This window comes from Daejeonella sp. (genome assembly GCF_046590655.1).
Lineage (GTDB): Bacteria > Bacteroidota > Bacteroidia > Sphingobacteriales > Sphingobacteriaceae > Daejeonella.
Map to the genome: position 1 here is coordinate 24,002 of NZ_JBKJUM010000103.1, position 15,412 is coordinate 39,413.

16 protein-coding genes are annotated in these 15,412 nt (G+C 39.1%); 6 read left to right on the plus strand and 10 right to left on the minus strand.

Annotation, left to right across the window (positions count from 1 at the left end):
• Window positions 1-29 precede the first annotated feature (29 nt).
• Window positions 30-845 carry a serine O-acetyltransferase EpsC gene (gene epsC, locus ACLL8Z_RS10090; RefSeq protein WP_411274699.1) on the plus strand — a complete coding sequence of 272 codons (816 nt, stop codon included), beginning with the start codon at window positions 30-32 and terminating at the stop codon, window positions 843-845.
• 3 nt (window positions 846-848) lie between these two features.
• Window positions 849-1,721 (plus strand): cysteine synthase CysM, encoded by an 873-nt coding sequence (gene cysM / locus ACLL8Z_RS10095; protein ID WP_411274654.1) that lies wholly within the window; start codon window positions 849-851, stop codon window positions 1,719-1,721.
• 64 nt (window positions 1,722-1,785) lie between these two features.
• On the opposite strand, the gene ACLL8Z_RS10100 is transcribed toward cysM, so the two are convergent.
• Complete coding sequence (locus ACLL8Z_RS10100) at window positions 1,786-2,808, minus strand: glycosyltransferase family protein (RefSeq protein WP_411274655.1); 1,023 nt, start codon at window positions 2,806-2,808, stop codon at window positions 1,786-1,788.
• A gap of 99 nt (window positions 2,809-2,907) precedes the next feature.
• Entirely contained in the window at window positions 2,908-3,102 is a 195-nt protein-coding gene (locus ACLL8Z_RS10105) for a twin-arginine translocase TatA/TatE family subunit (RefSeq protein ID WP_411274656.1), read from the minus strand.
• Between the two features lie 145 nt (window positions 3,103-3,247).
• Here ACLL8Z_RS10105 and ACLL8Z_RS10110 point away from each other — a divergent pair, with 145 nt between their 5' ends.
• The gene (locus ACLL8Z_RS10110) at window positions 3,248-3,949 is read left to right on the plus strand and encodes a GAF domain-containing protein (protein ID WP_411274657.1); all 702 of its coding nucleotides are present in this window, start codon (window positions 3,248-3,250) and stop codon (window positions 3,947-3,949) included.
• A 125-nt stretch (window positions 3,950-4,074) separates the two neighbouring features.
• Here the strand turns inward: ACLL8Z_RS10110 and ACLL8Z_RS10115 are convergent, their stop codons facing one another.
• The 4 genes from ACLL8Z_RS10115 to ACLL8Z_RS10130 all read right to left on the minus strand — a co-directional run bounded on the left by ACLL8Z_RS10115 (window position 4,075) and on the right by ACLL8Z_RS10130 (window position 7,359).
• Complete coding sequence (locus ACLL8Z_RS10115; RefSeq protein WP_411274658.1) at window positions 4,075-4,383, minus strand: hypothetical protein; 309 nt, start codon at window positions 4,381-4,383, stop codon at window positions 4,075-4,077.
• A gap of 124 nt (window positions 4,384-4,507) precedes the next feature.
• Window positions 4,508-5,902: an exonuclease domain-containing protein gene (locus tag ACLL8Z_RS10120; protein WP_411274659.1), complete on the minus strand. Its 1,395-nt coding sequence runs from the start codon at window positions 5,900-5,902 to the stop codon at window positions 4,508-4,510.
• Window positions 5,903-5,978: 76 nt separating this feature from the next.
• The gene (locus ACLL8Z_RS10125; RefSeq protein WP_411274660.1) at window positions 5,979-6,188 is read right to left on the minus strand and encodes a DUF3820 family protein; all 210 of its coding nucleotides are present in this window, start codon (window positions 6,186-6,188) and stop codon (window positions 5,979-5,981) included.
• Window positions 6,169-7,359 (minus strand): MFS transporter, encoded by a 1,191-nt coding sequence (locus ACLL8Z_RS10130; protein WP_411274661.1) that lies wholly within the window; start codon window positions 7,357-7,359, stop codon window positions 6,169-6,171. Before ACLL8Z_RS10130 ends, ACLL8Z_RS10125 begins: the two co-directional genes overlap by 20 nt.
• A gap of 100 nt (window positions 7,360-7,459) precedes the next feature.
• Here ACLL8Z_RS10130 and ACLL8Z_RS10135 point away from each other — a divergent pair, with 100 nt between their 5' ends.
• Entirely contained in the window at window positions 7,460-8,770 is a 1,311-nt protein-coding gene (locus ACLL8Z_RS10135) for a murein hydrolase activator EnvC family protein (RefSeq protein WP_411274662.1), read from the plus strand.
• 109 nt (window positions 8,771-8,879) lie between these two features.
• The gene (locus tag ACLL8Z_RS10140) at window positions 8,880-9,518 is read left to right on the plus strand and encodes a phosphatase PAP2-related protein (RefSeq protein ID WP_411274663.1); all 639 of its coding nucleotides are present in this window, start codon (window positions 8,880-8,882) and stop codon (window positions 9,516-9,518) included.
• 2 nt (window positions 9,519-9,520) lie between these two features.
• Here ACLL8Z_RS10140 and ACLL8Z_RS10145 read toward each other — a convergent pair whose 3' ends face one another.
• The 3 genes from ACLL8Z_RS10145 to ACLL8Z_RS10155 all read right to left on the minus strand — a co-directional run bounded on the left by ACLL8Z_RS10145 (window position 9,521) and on the right by ACLL8Z_RS10155 (window position 13,263).
• Window positions 9,521-10,402 (minus strand): exopolyphosphatase, encoded by an 882-nt coding sequence (locus ACLL8Z_RS10145; protein ID WP_411274664.1) that lies wholly within the window; start codon window positions 10,400-10,402, stop codon window positions 9,521-9,523.
• Between the two features lie 4 nt (window positions 10,403-10,406).
• Complete coding sequence (gene ppk1, locus ACLL8Z_RS10150; RefSeq protein WP_411274665.1) at window positions 10,407-12,461, minus strand: polyphosphate kinase 1; 2,055 nt, start codon at window positions 12,459-12,461, stop codon at window positions 10,407-10,409.
• 112 nt (window positions 12,462-12,573) lie between these two features.
• Window positions 12,574-13,263, minus strand: coding sequence for a hypothetical protein (locus ACLL8Z_RS10155; protein ID WP_411274666.1), 690 nt, complete (start codon window positions 13,261-13,263; stop codon window positions 12,574-12,576).
• 85 nt (window positions 13,264-13,348) lie between these two features.
• Here ACLL8Z_RS10155 and ACLL8Z_RS10160 point away from each other — a divergent pair, with 85 nt between their 5' ends.
• A complete protein-coding gene (locus ACLL8Z_RS10160; RefSeq protein ID WP_411274667.1) occupies window positions 13,349-13,840 on the plus strand; it encodes a YajQ family cyclic di-GMP-binding protein in 492 nt (163 codons plus the stop codon).
• A gap of 133 nt (window positions 13,841-13,973) precedes the next feature.
• On the opposite strand, the gene ACLL8Z_RS10165 is transcribed toward ACLL8Z_RS10160, so the two are convergent.
• Complete coding sequence (locus tag ACLL8Z_RS10165; protein ID WP_411274668.1) at window positions 13,974-15,281, minus strand: nicotinamide mononucleotide adenylyltransferase; 1,308 nt, start codon at window positions 15,279-15,281, stop codon at window positions 13,974-13,976.
• Window positions 15,282-15,412: the final 131 nt, after the last annotated feature.

The window sequence follows — 15,412 nt, forward strand, 5'->3', positions numbered from 1 at the left end:
ATAAAGAACTCTTTGATCTGGATTTTAAAATGAACGAGGATTTTTACAGGCATATTTTTCAAAAGCAGCAAGATGCTGATGAGGTTCCTTCTAACAAGGAAATAGCCAGGTGGGCTACCGATCTGATTCGGCTGCTTTTCCCTGAGCAATCCAAACGTTCTTTGATTTCAATCGACGATCTAAAAAGCCATTTTGAACAACTGGAGGATGAACTTACAAAAATCATGGTTTCCACCAAGGCCTGCGATCGCTGTGATCACAAAAAATTGTCAAAAAAATTCTTTGCCCAGATCCCGGAATTATACCGTGTGCTAAATACAGATATCCAGGCTATATTTAATGGCGACCCGGCTGCGAAAAGTGAATTTGAGGTAATCAGAGCTTACCCGGGCTTTTACGCAATCTCGTTTTACCGTCTGGCGCACGCCTTGTACTCGTTTGATGTTCCACTTCTACCCAGAATCCTGACGGAATATGCTCACTCCAAAACAGGAATTGATATTCATCCTGGCGCAGAAATCGATGAATATTTCCATATCGATCACGGCACCGGTGTTGTTATAGGAGAAACTTGCAATATTGGAAAACATGTGAAGCTTTACCAGGGGGTTACTATGGGAGCCTTAAGTGTTGATAAAAGCATGGCTAATACCAAGCGCCATCCTACTATTGAAGACTTTGTTGTAATCTATTCTGGAGCCACTATACTTGGAGGTGAAACAATTATCGGACATCACAGCATAATTGGTGGAAATGTCTGGCTCACCAAAAGCGTCCCCCCTGGCTCATCAGTTTACAATACTGCTGATGTTGTTATCTCTACAGGCAAGAAAATTAATATCTAAAAAATGGCTGGCGTAATTGATTTCGTAGGTAACACTCCCCAGGTTGAGATCAAAAGGCTGAATCCGAATCCAAAAGTCAAAATTTTCGCGAAACTAGAGGGAAATAATCCTGGCGGAAGTGTAAAAGATCGCGCTGCGCTCAACATGATACGCAGTGCTATTGAACGCGGGGATATAAATAAAACAGTGCCGCTTATCGAAGCTACCAGTGGGAATACAGGGATAGCGCTTGCCATGATGGCAAGATTATACGACCTGGAAATTGAGCTGGTAATGCCGTCTAATTCCACAAAAGAACGTTTGCTGACTATGGAAGCGTATGGCGCGAAAGTAACGTTGTTGGAGGGAATCGAAGCATGCCGCGATTACGCTGATGAAAAAGCGGCTTCAGGACAAAACTTTATGCTAAACCAGTTCGCCAATCCTGATAATTACCTTGCTCACTACAAAACTACAGGCCCCGAGATTTGGAATGATACCGATGGGAAGATTACCCATTTCGTAAGCTCAATGGGCACCACAGGCACTATTATGGGAAGTTCTATGTTTTTCAAAGAGAAAAATCCCGGGATTACTATTGTTGGATGTCAGCCTACAGAAGATTCATCAATTCCCGGAATACGCAGATGGCCGGCAGCATATCTTCCGAAAATATTCGACCCAAGCCGGGTCGACCGGATTATGGATATCTCAGAAAAAGAAGCAGTTGCGATGACAAGAGAACTTGCCAGAACTGAAGCAATATTCGCAGGAATGAGTAGTGGTGGAGCTGCATCAGCTGCTATAAGACTGGCACAGGAACTTGATAGCGGTGTGATTGTATTTATTGTTTGCGACCGCGGAGATAGATATTTATCAAGTGCGTTATTTGGTTAGAAAAATAAGTTTTAGACCTCAGACCTCAGACAGGAGCGTATATGATGCTCTGTGAATGAATATGTTAGCTGATATTTTTAATTTCTAAAAAATGGGGATTAGTGACATGATTGCGAATAATCCGACCTATAATCTCGCCTGTGATATCGGGATAATTAACATCAACTGTACTATTATTTTCAAGCCAGCTCGCGATAACCATATCATTCCTCGATTTAAGATTTTTTATCACCGGAACGCCCATACTTTTAAGTGCAGCAGCATTTAACTGCTGCTCATATTGATTCCTCATCGGGATAACCAATAATTTCTTTTTCATATACAATGCTTCTGCAGGGGTTTCGAAACCCGCACCACATAACACTCCAGCGCTCCGGGCCATGCTTTTGACGAATTTATCATTGTGTATAGGCTGTATAGAGACATTTTTGCTGGTAAAAGCTTTTCTGTTGTGTTTAGAGAACACATCCCATTTTACATTTTTAAACTGGCAAAGCTTCCCAATTAGCCTTTTATCATCATAAGATGGCAGGTAAACCGTGTAATATTCGCCGTTTTCAAGTATCTGCTCCCTCACCTGTCTTCGAATTACGGGTGTATATATGTCTTTCGCATACGGCTGGAAGTGGAAGCCATACTTCGCTGTGTTTGGTGCATAGTTACTAAGGATAAACTTGCCCATCATATCTGTAACATCGGGAGCAGGCGTTTCATCCGCCAGCACAGCTGATTGATGACTAAGTCCTATACAAGGAAGATTTTTAATATAGCAAGCCCATGCCGAAACCGGTTCAAAATCATTGATGACCAAATCATAATTTTCTACAGGCAGTTCCCTTATTTCCTTAACCAACTTTCTAACATTCGACCTGACCATGGTTTTCCAGAGGTCCACCCCCCCGCTCTTCCCGAATATAAAACTGAGGCCACGTAACTTATATTTTATTGAAAAGGGAATTGTCAAATCACTTTGTATGCCGCTGACCAAAATGTCAACATCACCGTGCTTCATAAGGCATGGAATAACGTCCATTGCACGGCTCAAATGGCCATTGCCTGTTCCTTGAATAGCGTATAGAATCCTCATCGTATATTCCTCGCTAAGATAAATAACATTAGTTAATAACCACTGTCGAGAGTGGCTATTTACAACTTAAAGTGTCACTCAACAAGAATACCCCAGGAATTACAAAGATTTTTTCTCAACGGGAACGGTGATAGCCTGAGGTTGTTCCTCATCTTTTATATCACCGTCTTTTGCGTTTTTAAATTCATTAATGCCCTTACCAAGACCGCGCATAAGTTCTGGCAATTTCTTGCCTCCAAAAAGAAGTAGTACAACTACTGCTATCATTATCAATTCCGGAGCACCTAATCCCATAATGTTTAAATTTATTTGTCTTTGTATATACGCTGAAAAGTTCTTCCGGGTTTTGTAAATACAAAAATATATGGAATTAAAAATCTGCACCATTTGAATCCTTTGTTCAGTGTTACGCGTATATTAGTTTGCAAAATTGGAGAACATGGATGTTGTAACTGAAAGTAATAGAGTTAGTGCAGTTCAAAGGTATCTGGAGTTTAATGTTGATAGACAGAAAGACCTTCAGGAAATTGTTATGCTGGCCTCAGTTATCTGCAATAGCCCAATTGCATTAATAACTCTTATGGATCACGACGTTCAGCTAATCAAAGCCAAAGTAGGAATTGAAGCAACAGTTATGCCCCGCAGTACCTCTTTCTGTACCCATGCAATCGAAGAGGAGGAAATTATGGTTGTAAAAGATGCCAGTAAAGATGAACGATTTGCTGCTGCACCTGTTGTTGCCAATGATCCTCATATACGGTTTTATGCAAGTGCAAACCTTAAATCTTATGATGGATACAATGTGGGTACACTCTGTGTTTACGACACAACGCCTAAAGATTTAACCCAACAACAACTGGAATGTCTTGCAGCGCTGGCTAATCAGGTAAGTCATATCATGGAACTGGACAGGAGCTTAAATCAATTAAAAAAGCAGAACAGCGTACTCAGAAAAATTGCCTGGATTGAATCGCATGAACTCAGACAACCAGTGGCGTCAATTATGGGAATAATGATGCTTCTCAAAGAGAATCCTTATACAGAAGAGCCTGAATATTTAGAATTACTGGATAAATCAGTTAATCAATTGGACGAGAGAATCCGAATGATCGTAAGTCATATAAACGAATACCCCGAATAAGACGGCTCTTCGAAAGTAAACTTTTTCGCATAGCAGCTTTCCATATTAATCGATAGAAGATAATTGGAAATTCCATAAAAAAAGGCCATCCGAAAAAGATGACCTTTTTTTCCTAAAGTGAAATCTTATAAAAGCAGAATCAATAATAAGATGACGATGATAATCGCTCCAACAGAAAGATAGATTCCTCCGTTCATAGCTTTCGCCTCTTTTTTCATTCCCTGAAGCTCGTTACGAAGTGACTTGCGGTCTTCGCGGCTTAATTCAGATTTGTCCATGCTTTTGATTTCTTCAATTCTTCTAGTGATCTCTGCAAAACGAACCTTTTGATTATCAGTCATCTCAGGTTTAGACTTAGCATCATTTGCCATTACAGATGGGGCTGAAAACATTAACATTAATGCTGTAGCCAGGAAGTAAACTTTCTTTTTCATCGTACTTTTTTTAGGTGTTTTAAACTTTAGTTTATAAAATGTTTAGGAATTAATTATTAACTCTAACACAAATATCATTCCACACACAGTTAAACCAAAAAGAAATATTTCAAACGAATGCGACTTATAATTCTCTTTCTGCAGAAAGAGAATCAAAAGAAATTACCCGTTCCGGGAATTTAACAGCATGGTTCTTGACCATGTTTTTTATATAATCATTTGAAGGGTGAACTGTCAGGAGGCCCTTAAGCTTAGAAATATCGCAGATCTCCTGATCAGCAGGAATGAATCCCATACCATAAAAAAAACCTTTTTCCATTAAAATACAACTCTTTTCTGATAATGACCTTCCTTTGTCAATTATCGCATAACTAGGCAGAATGGTATTCAGATGGCTGGTTGAACTGATAACCCTCGAATTATATTCCTGCTTTGATTCTTTTTGCTCACAAGCACCGGAGCAAGATTGACCATCATATCCTAAACACTGGTCATTATTACGTTGTATGAAACACAATTTAGGACACAGTTTAAATTCATTAACTAAATACTTAATTAATGTAAATCCTTCGGTTAAAGTTTTGAACGTATGAACAGGTCTGGAAAATTTCTTTCTTCTATCAACTGCTAACCTTAAATATTCATTTTGATCTTCAAAAAGATAAAGTCCATACGCATGTTCAAATCGTTTAAGAGCCCGGTTATGTTCAGGCCATAAGCGCTTAATTTCCACCGCCTCCATAATAAATGAAAATAATTCGGTGGCACACTCAACATAACTTATATGATATATATCACGTAAAAACTCTTGTTTCTGCCTTCCCGGCTTGTTATTAGCAAAATGGCTATTTACTCTTTTTCTTATATCAATTGCCTTTCCCACATAAACTACCTTTGCCTTGTTGTTATGGAAGTAATATATACCCGGAACTGATGGTAATTTATCAATATCTTCTTTAGGCAAATGAGGTGGAAGTGATTGCTCTTTTGATCGCTGGTTCAGGGACTTTGCAATATATCCTTCAGCATCCCGCTCGAGAAGCAACGAAAATAAGCGAGCTGTTGCTGATGCATCTCCGATAGCCCTATGGCGGTCAATAAGCTCTATTCCCACTTGCTTGCAAAGTTTTCCCAAACTGTATGAGCTATAGCCTGGCAAAATTTTTCGGCTTAATCTCACCGTGCAAAGTTTCTTTGTTTGCAAAGAAAACCCAGATGAAGAAAGATGGTACCTTAGAAAAGAAAAATCGAAGTTTACATTATGAGCAACAAATATCTTATCATGAAGCAGATTGAATATTTCAGCTGCTACTTCCTGGAAAGTTGGCGCTGACCTTACCATTTCATCACTTATCCCTGTTAGCGCTTGTATGTAAATGGGAATAGGTATTAACGGATTTATAAGAGTACTGAAATGGTGAATTATCTCTTTGCCATCATGAACTAAAATCGCTACTTCAGTAATGCCGTTTGCACTTGCGTGACCTCCTGTAGTTTCAATATCGACGATAGCATACATATCTTATTTGAGCTGATTTAACAAATATAATGCAAAGCTCTTTAAAAACTAATAATTTTAGCAAGATTGTTCTATCTTATCTTTTCAATGGCTTAAGAAGATACTCTAAACCATTCAATTTAATTTCATACATCGTTGAAAGCAGTATACCTATCTTCCCATCCGGAAAGCCATTGTTCTCATACCAAACAAGGTAATATTCAGGAATATCACAAATCAGTTTTCCTTTATACTTACCATAAGGCATGTAAACACTAACAAGATCTTTAAGGGTTTGCGGATTCACTAATTAATGTTATGCGTTTGAATAGAAACTGAAGATAAAGGTATGCGATTAAAGTTAGTCCAGCAATGATATAGAAAGTAAGTGGGATCATTTCTATATCACTAATATAAAATGCTCCCGCCATAAAAGCGCCTATTCCAATACCTGCTTCCAAAGCGATGTACATTGTAGCAACAGCTTTGCCCCGATGTTCCGGATGGCTCAAGTCGATAATAAAAGCTGTTAGCGCAGGGGAAAGCATGCCAGTAGCCACGCCATAAACAGCTGCGGCAGACATGAGGTGTAAAGGGGAACTAGAGCCTCCAATAAACACCAGGGCTACCATGAGAAGAAGAAGAGAGAATTTAATTATGCTGATCCTGCCTATCCTGTCAGAAAGGCGTCCGGATGCAAATCTAATTATAAGGGACGAAACAGTAAAAACCATGTAGAATAATCCTTTATTGGCAACTCCCAAGTGGGTTCCCCAATCCGATATTACAGTTAAAATGGCCCCATAACTAAGATAAGATAGAAATGTTACCAAGGCCCCACCTAATACTCTTTGTTCAATAATTTCTCTCTTGTTTATTCTAAGCAAGGCTAGTTTGAACCTCTCCTTTTTAACGAGTGTTTCTTTCATATTCATTAAAATGACTATTGAAAGTAAAGCAAAAACAGATGAGCAATAAAAAAGCGCATTAATGGAAAATCTTTGGGACAGTTCACTACCTATTGCCGGCCCGATAGCAAGGCCGGTACTAAAACATAGTCCGTGTATACCCATGGCTTCACCCCAGCGGTTTCCCGGAACGATATCGGCGACGTAGGCCGCTGTCGCGGTGGGTTTAAAGCCTGTTGAAAAACCGTGGAAAAGCCTTAACCACAGAAATCCGGCAACGGTAGTTAACAGAGGATAAAGTAATCCACAAATAACACATACGAGAGATCCAACAGCCATTACTGGAACTCTCCCAATTTTATCAGTCAACTTTCCGCTGAACGGTCTCGAAATTCCCGCAGTGAGTGTAAACAATGCAATGATGTAACCTTTATATTCTGCTCCTCCCAGACTTGCCAGGTAAGCAGGCAGTTCCGGAATCAGCATATTAAAACTGGCCGAAAACAGGAACGAACTCATGCACAGCAACCCAAACTGGAAATTATAAATAGGATGGCGAAGATCGGACATAGCGAATGAGAGGTGTTGCAGCAAAAGTAAAAAAAAGATCAGAGCTAGAAACAAGGAGCAAGGAATAAAGACGTAGTTTTGCCGCGCCCAATAAATATCTATGCAGAGATTCAGTTTAATCATATTTTTAATATTAATCCTAAACTTTCAAACGTCATACGGACAGAGCAGCTCTGAATTAAAAAAGCGAAAAGATGCCATTAACCGCGAAATTGAGTCTTTAAAAAAAACCCGGAGTAATGTTGATAAGAACAAAAAACTTTCGCTTACGCAGATAAATTTGTTGAACGCTCAAATAAAATTGAGGGAAGAAAAAATTGGAACTATTAATTCCGAGATCAAGATCTTAAATAACAAAATTTCTACTAATAGTTCAGAAGTTGAATCCCTGCAATCAGACTTAAGCCGACTAAAAAAAGAGTACGCAAAAATGGTATTGTTTGCCTTTCGCAACCAGGGCTCATACAATAAGCTCATGTTTATTTTTGCAGCAGAAAATTTCAACCAGGCTTATATGAGGTTGAAATATATCCAGCAAGTTGGGAGATTTCGAAAATCACAAGCAAAATACATAGTCACTACCCAGGTTACTTTGAAAAAGCAAATTTCACTTTTGGATCAAAATAAAAAAAATAAAAGCGATCTCCTTTCTGACCAGCTCACTGAAAAAGAGACGCTTGGAAAAGATAAAGATCAGCAGTCCAAGATACTTAGCAACCTGACGAAACAGGAGCGAACTTTACAACAACAACTAGCTAAAAAACAAACGGAAGCATCCAGTCTTAGCAATGCCATTCAAACAGCTATTCGAAAAGAGATCCTCGCTGAACAACGCAAAGCAGCAGAAAGAACTCGCCTTGCAGAGAAAGCAAGGCTGGCTAAGCTTGCTGCAGCCAAAGCAAATGCAAAGCCCACGGCAAAAAGTCCAGCGCCAGGAACCGCAATAAAGCCAGCTGCAAAGGCTACCAGCGGATCATCAGTTCTGGCTTCCAGCCCTGAAGATGCAAAGTTATCCTCCAGCTTCATGGGTAACCGGGGACGACTGCAAAAACCTGCTCAAGGTATTATAACACAAGGGTTTGGCTCGTACAAATACAAGTCAAATGTGACGTTGTTTAATTCCGGAATTAATATTAAGACCGCAGCTGGAGCACCTGTATATGCCGTGTTCGAAGGTCAGGTAAGTCAGGTATTTATGGTTCTGAACAATTACGCAGTTATGATCAGGCATGGTGAATATTTCACTATCTACTCAAAACTAAAGAGCGTCAACGTTTCTGCAGGTCAGAAAGTAAGTACCCGACAAACAATAGGAACGGTGGCTAACGATCCCGCCGAAGGTATAAGCGAAATGCAATTTCAAATTTGGAAAGGTAGAAATCCAATAGATCCCTCGGGGTGGGTACGATAGTTTAATGATAATTCATCGTCTTGAAAATTCAAGTTAAATTAACGTAACTTTTAAATTAATTTAAAGTTTATGGTTAATAATATTATTTTTGCCTGATTTTTAAAATACCATGATGCCAATTCGAGAACAAAGTGCCGTTGTTAGACTATGGAAAAATAACTGGCAATCAACTGATTATAGAAGGAAACTAATTTCCGGCTTAATAATTATTTCTTTAATCCTTATTTCTATGCCATTTTTCTATCAGGCTATAGAACAACGAAATGGTATTAAATTCAATGACTACCTACTACAATGGCTTCCAGCGTACGATCTTTCATTATTTATATTTGTGACTATCTGGTCGATGGCCCTGCTATCTTTTCACAGGTTTAAACAGGATCCTCAGATATTTTTAACCTTCCTATGGGGCTTTATTCTAATCAATCTCTCGAGATTCGTCTCAATCGGCTTGGTTCCATTGAATGCACCTGATAGTTTTGTGTCTATTCATGATCCGATCAGCAACTACTTTTACGGACCTACTCTAATTACAAAAGATCTTTTCTTCTCGGGCCATACTGCAGCGATGTTCCTGATGTTTTTATGCCTTAAGAAAAGGTCGGACAAGATCTTAACATTTATTGCTACAATTGTTATAGGTCTGGCAGTGCTTGTACAGCATGTTCACTACACGATAGATGTGTTAATGGCACCTATAATCACCTACTTTTTATGGATTGCGGCAAAGAAAATCGTTAAGACGTAATATTAGGATTTGAAGTTCTTGTCTATTAGCAATTGGATTACACCGTCTACAAGGCCCACCCGGGGTACATAAATTTGCTTTACTCCTCCCCATTTCATTACGGTGAGGTATATTTCGGCAGCAGGAATTATTACGTCGGCCCGGTCTGGGTTAAGGCCTAATACGTTGATCCTATCCTTTAGTGAAAATGAGTTGAGATAAGTGTATAATGACTGGAGCTTTGCAAAAGTGATCGGATCACTATCCTTGCCGTCTGCCATCCGAAACAGTTTGTTGATATTGCCTCCAGTACCTATCCCGGAAAGATTTTTATAATTTTGCACCTTATCCTGTACCCATTCCTTCATCTCTGACCATGTTTCTTCCTTATCCTGATTGTCCAGAATACGTATCCCGCCAAGGTTGAAGGAACGGGATGCAATCATTTCACCATCACTAAAAACAGACAGCTCGGTACTGCCCCCTCCAACATCGATGTACAAATAGTTCTTTTTTCGTTCGAGACTTAATTCGATATGACTCGCATAAATTATGTTTGCTTCACGTTGACCCTCCACGATTTCCAGATCAATAGCTGCCTGCTGCCTTATTTGACCGACAATATTTTGGCCATTCTTCGCTTCCCTCATTGCTGATGTTGCACATGCCATGTAATCACTCACCTTGTAAACATCCATCAGGTTACGAAAAGCGATCATTGTTTTAATAAGTTCTTCAGTCTTCTTCACAGAGATTTCCTTGTCAAGAAAGGCATCATCTCCCAGCCGGAGAGGTACACGAATCAAAGTGTTTTTTTTGAATGAAATTTCCTTATCGTTTTGGATAATATCAGCAATAAGAAGTCTTACAGCATTTGATCCTATATCTATCGCAGCGTATCTCAATGTTCTATTTCTTATATTTCAAGTATGAATAAATGTCAACCTGTGCCCGATTCTGGATTTTACTTCTATTTCGTTTATATCGGTTGTTGTTCAATTGATTTATTTCTCTGGCCTTTGTATTATCCCTCAACTGAATATCTATGATATCCCGGATCTCCGATTTCACCAAAGGGTCCAGAATAGGAAACCCTACTTCAACACGATGGTCAAGATTACGCGCCATTAAATCGGCTGAAGATAGAAAAACTTTTTCATCCCCATTATTGCCAAATATCCACACTCTCGCGTGTTCAAGAAACCGATCTATTATACTGATCACTTCGATTTGCTCGCTAAAGCCGGGAACACCAGGAATAAGACAACACATTCCCCGGAGTATAAGATTTATCTTTACCCCTGCATTATTCGCATCATAAAGCTTTGCGATCATATCCTCGTCAGTAAGACTGTTCATCTTCAAGATGATGTAGGCAGCTTTCCCCGATTTTGCTATTTTAATCTCTGTGTCTATAAGATTATATATCTTTTGTCGGCTTTCAAGGGGTGAAACAATAAGGTTTTCAAACCCTCTGTAAAAAACTTTTTTCTGGAGACCGTCGAATAACTTGACTAATTCCTGAGTAATTTTTGGATTTGCTGTAAATAAACTATGATCACAGTAGAGAGAAGCAGTTTTCTCATTAAAATTTCCGGTGGCAAGGTTGGCGTAATAAACTTTCTTGCCCTTTTCTACTCTGGTTACAAGGCATATCTTGGAATGGACTTTATAATCCAGCATTCCATAATTTACTTCTATTCCCTCATCTTCTAGCCGGTTTGTCCAAAAGATATTTGCCTGTTCGTCAAATCGCGCCTTTAACTCGAGAAGGCAGTTTACTTTTTTTCCATTTTTGGCAGCATTAATTAAAGCATGTATCACCCGCGAATTTTCAGCGAGACGGTAAAGGGTAATATTGATTTCCCTAACCTTCGGGTCGATGGCCGCCTCTCGCAGAAAATGTATGATATAATCGAATGATTGATAAGGCAGGTTGATCAAAAAATCGCGCTTTGCAATTTGGGCAAAAATGCTGCTAATACTGGAAAAATTACTTACCGGCAAAGGAGAAATCCGTGGATATTCCAATTCCGGACCGCCAACATTGGGAAAACTTATAAAATCCTTGAAGTTATGATAGCGGTTACCCGGAATAAGACCATCTGCAGAAAGGTCAAGTTCTGCCACTAAATGGGTCAACATATCCAGGGGCATGTCAGAATCATATAGCAACCGCATGGGTTTACCTTTACCGCGCTTTTGGAGGCTTTTGGAAAGTGCATCAATAAATTTCTCACTCACATGTCTGTCAAGATCAAGTTCGGCATCCCTTGTCAACTGTATGGAATAGGCCTCAATCGCATCATAGTCAAAAATGAAAAATATATCGTCCAGACAGTATCTTACAATGTCGTCAATAAGCGTAATAAACTTTAGATTATTTGTCTCCGGAAGCACTATAAACCTGTTCGATCCGTCAGTTGGAATTTCGATTAATGCAAATTTAAACTTGTCTTTATTTTTGTGTTTAGTAAGTTTAACAAAAAAATATATCGCTCTGTCTTTAAGCTCCGGAAATGGCTTATCCTTGTCAATTATTAAAGGAACAAGCGTAGATAATACTTTATTCCTAAAATATTCTTTAACAAATTGGCCCCTCGACACATTCAACTGCTTCTCACTGATAATGAATATTCTCTGACGTTCAAGCTCTTTTACAATGTCATCCTCGTACAAATGATTAAACTTTCGCTCTTGACGGACGACAATAGTCTTGATTTGGTTTAGAGTCTTTCTGGGATTATATCCAAGAATTTCTTTCGACTTAGTATTTAGATTTGAAAGGCGGCTCAGTGTTGCAACCCTAACACGGTAAAATTCATCGAGGTTGGAGGAAAATATGGCGAGGAAACGAATGCGTTCAACGAGAGGGACAGTTTTATCTGCTGCCTCCTGCAACACCCGGTCATTAAACGATAACCAGCTAACCTCACGATTGATAAGCGGAATATTTTTTGGCATTTAGTATAAATAAACAGTCCCGTACCTGATGGACGGGACTGTAAAAATCTCAATTTTATATTAAATTAATATTAAAATCACATTAATTCTATTTGCTAATTAAACAATCAGTTTACAGATTAGTTTTATCCGCTTCTTCAGAATTATTTTTTGCGGCCACTACATTTGTCGTTGTTGAAGCTGTAATTACTTTATCACTTCTTCGCCGAACCGGAACCGCTTTTTTAGTCGGTGCTTTCGCTGCCGGAGTTACTTTTTTAGCGGGAGGCACAGCAGCTTTTACAGCAGTTGCCGATGAGGACTGGCTTCCTGAAGATTTGACTGTTTTCGACGCTGGTTTCGCCGGGGCAGACTTGCCTGCAGTCGACTTTACTGTTGGCCTGGCTGTTGTCGATTTAATAGCTGCACTCTTGCCAGTTGTCTTTCGTCCTAATACCTGAGCCTTCCCCGCCGCAGCTGTAACGGCTTTTGCAACAACTTTCTCAGCTTTTACAACTGCGGAAGTCACGGTCTTTTTTGGTGAAGTAAGTTGCTTTTTTTGCTTTTTAGCTTTCTCCTTTTTATTGCTTTCAATTTTCTCTTCTACAGCAATCTTAACTTCATGATACTTATCTGCAAGTTTATTGGCTAAAACACGGCTTGCCTTTTTTATCTCTTTCGTTAATTTCCCGGCATCGTGGCCCAGGCCTTTCATTGCTTCCAAAAATTTATCGGATATAGAAGTCTCGAGTTCCTTTTTAATACTTCGTTTAGAAACTTTTTTTACCGTTTTCTTAGATGTTTTTGCTTTATTTGCTTTCATGATATAAGGTTTCTTTAAAAGACTACTTAAGTTAAGTGTGTAAGTTAAATATATTAAAAGTTTTTTTACCAGTAGAATAATATTTATGCCAACATTTGATATTGTAAGCAAAATTGATGGGCAAACGCTCGACAATGCAATAAATACTGCAAAAAAAGAGATACTCAACCGGTATGATTTTAACGACTCAAAAAGCAGTGTTGAGCTGGATAAAAAAACTAACGAAATTACGATAGTTACGGAAAACGATATGCGTCTGAAAGCCATTCAGGATGCAATTATTTCACGGATGGTCAAACACAATCTAGATCCTGGTAGTATGGATCTTGGGAAGGCAGAATATGCTTCAGGTAATATGCTTCGGAAAGAAATCAAGATCAGAGAAGGAATAGACAAGGAGATCGCAAAAAAGATTGTTAAAAGCATTAAAGATAGCGGACTTAAAGTACAGGCATCTATAATGGACGATCAGGTTCGGGTGCAGGCCAAAAAAATTGATGACCTCCAGTCTGTAATTGCACTTTGCCGGAAAGAAGATTTCGGACAGCCCCTACAGTATATTAATATGAGGAATTAGGGGCTTGGGTGTTAGTTGGTGTATAGTTATTTAGGAAGTGAAAGTGGTGGTTGCCTGACTGACGGTAGGCAGGTTGGTGATTGATTTGGCCGTGTTGACGTATAACTTAAAACGTATAACTTATAACTTTCAATTAAACCGTTTTTACGTCCTTCGCATCATAGTGATCGATATCAGTTATATAGCCGTTCTGAACCAGGAATTCGAACAAGTGTTTTGCTTCCTTTGACACAGGCATATTTTTCGTAGTTATAATTTGGTTATTAGCTTTATCGAGATATGGATAAGCATATAACTTTGCTTTTTTACTGAACAAGTCGCTGATATATGCAAGTAATTCATCTGTGTAATTTTCAGAATAATTTTCAGAATTAAAAATATTTTTCAGGTTTGCGATGTTTGTTGAAATGCCAACGCTTTTGGGGTTGCATCGGGAAAGATACTGGGCGAGTTTGTGGTTTCGGGCAAAGTCAGATACGATTACGTGATTACCTGTCCCGCATAATTCTTCAGCCCGTAGGGCAAACTTTTCAAGCTCATCTGTGCCTACTTCGGAATCATCAAGGAAATTCGTCATGAGGACTTCAATCAATACGACAATATTTTTGTCGTCAACCTTCTGCGACCTCTTAAACTGTTCGACCGCCCGGTTAAAAAGATCAAAATTCGGGGTAGATTTTTGTCCAAATTTTGTGCGAAGAATCATAACATCTTTTTTGTAAAGTACATCCTTAGACTGCCGCGCTTCTCCCTGAGGGTCGAAAATAGCCGCACCGGAGAATCCCTTTGCAATCAAATATAAATTGACTAGCCGATCATTGGCATTTTTGAACTGCGGACCGCTAATACTAATTAGATCTATCTCTACAGACCCAACAGACAAATTATCGACGAGTGATTCAATCATTGCCTGCAAATCGTCTGTATAGTAATATGCTGCGTAAACCAAATTAACTCCCAACACGCCCAAAACGTTTTGCTGGAGATTAGAATCGCTATCAAGCAGTCTGACATGAAAAACTATATCGTTAGGTTCACCGCCCGGGGTAAGCTGAAATCGGATACCTAACCAGCCATGCGGGTCATTAGTTTTATTAAAATTTAAGGTACTAACTGTGTCAGCGAAAGCAAAAAAAGTCTTGTTTTCATACTGAGGGCCGTGAAGTCGTTCAGATAATAGTCCAAACTCGTGCCGGATCATTTTGTCAAGCCGAGACTCCGATACATATCTGCCTGATTCCTCTGCACCATATATCGAGTTACTGAATACCATATCGTATGCCGACATTGTTTTAGCAATAGTTCCTGAGGCTGCACCCGCAGTAAAAAAATTTCGGGCTACCTCCTGACCAGCTCCAATTTCAGCAAATGTGCCATAAATTGCTTCATCGAGATTTATTTTAAGCGCTTTCCGTTTATTTTCTAGAATTTCTCTCAGCATAGGGCAAATCTACAATTTTTGATCCTGACCGGATGAATAAAAAAGAAAAGGCCGGGTTAAGTAATAAAACAACAAATGTCTGAATACGGCGATTTCAAAGCATCAGATTGTTGTCCGTTGTTGAATTTTAC

What these genes read in the sequence shown, in the direction of transcription:
- ACLL8Z_RS10165 (WP_411274668.1), bottom strand. Translation starts at nt 15,281, where the DNA reads ATGCTGAGAGAAATTCTAGAAAATAAACGGAAAGCGCTTAAAATAAAT.
- ACLL8Z_RS10160 (WP_411274667.1), top strand. Translation starts at nt 13,349, where the DNA reads ATGCCAACATTTGATATTGTAAGCAAAATTGATGGGCAAACGCTCGAC.
- ACLL8Z_RS10115 (WP_411274658.1), bottom strand. Translation starts at nt 4,383, where the DNA reads ATGAAAAAGAAAGTTTACTTCCTGGCTACAGCATTAATGTTAATGTTT.
- ACLL8Z_RS10120 (WP_411274659.1), bottom strand. Translation starts at nt 5,902, where the DNA reads ATGTATGCTATCGTCGATATTGAAACTACAGGAGGTCACGCAAGTGCA.
- ACLL8Z_RS10130 (WP_411274661.1), bottom strand. Translation starts at nt 7,359, where the DNA reads ATGTCCGATCTTCGCCATCCTATTTATAATTTCCAGTTTGGGTTGCTG.
- ACLL8Z_RS10140 (WP_411274663.1), top strand. Translation starts at nt 8,880, where the DNA reads ATGATGCCAATTCGAGAACAAAGTGCCGTTGTTAGACTATGGAAAAAT.
- ACLL8Z_RS10100 (WP_411274655.1), bottom strand. Translation starts at nt 2,808, where the DNA reads ATGAGGATTCTATACGCTATTCAAGGAACAGGCAATGGCCATTTGAGC.
- ACLL8Z_RS10110 (WP_411274657.1), top strand. Translation starts at nt 3,248, where the DNA reads ATGGATGTTGTAACTGAAAGTAATAGAGTTAGTGCAGTTCAAAGGTAT.
- ACLL8Z_RS10105 (WP_411274656.1), bottom strand. Translation starts at nt 3,102, where the DNA reads ATGGGATTAGGTGCTCCGGAATTGATAATGATAGCAGTAGTTGTACTA.
- epsC (WP_411274699.1), top strand. Translation starts at nt 30, where the DNA reads ATGAACGAGGATTTTTACAGGCATATTTTTCAAAAGCAGCAAGATGCT.
- ACLL8Z_RS10155 (WP_411274666.1), bottom strand. Translation starts at nt 13,263, where the DNA reads ATGAAAGCAAATAAAGCAAAAACATCTAAGAAAACGGTAAAAAAAGTT.
- ACLL8Z_RS10135 (WP_411274662.1), top strand. Translation starts at nt 7,460, where the DNA reads ATGCAGAGATTCAGTTTAATCATATTTTTAATATTAATCCTAAACTTT.
- ppk1 (WP_411274665.1), bottom strand. Translation starts at nt 12,461, where the DNA reads ATGCCAAAAAATATTCCGCTTATCAATCGTGAGGTTAGCTGGTTATCG.
- cysM (WP_411274654.1), top strand. Translation starts at nt 849, where the DNA reads ATGGCTGGCGTAATTGATTTCGTAGGTAACACTCCCCAGGTTGAGATC.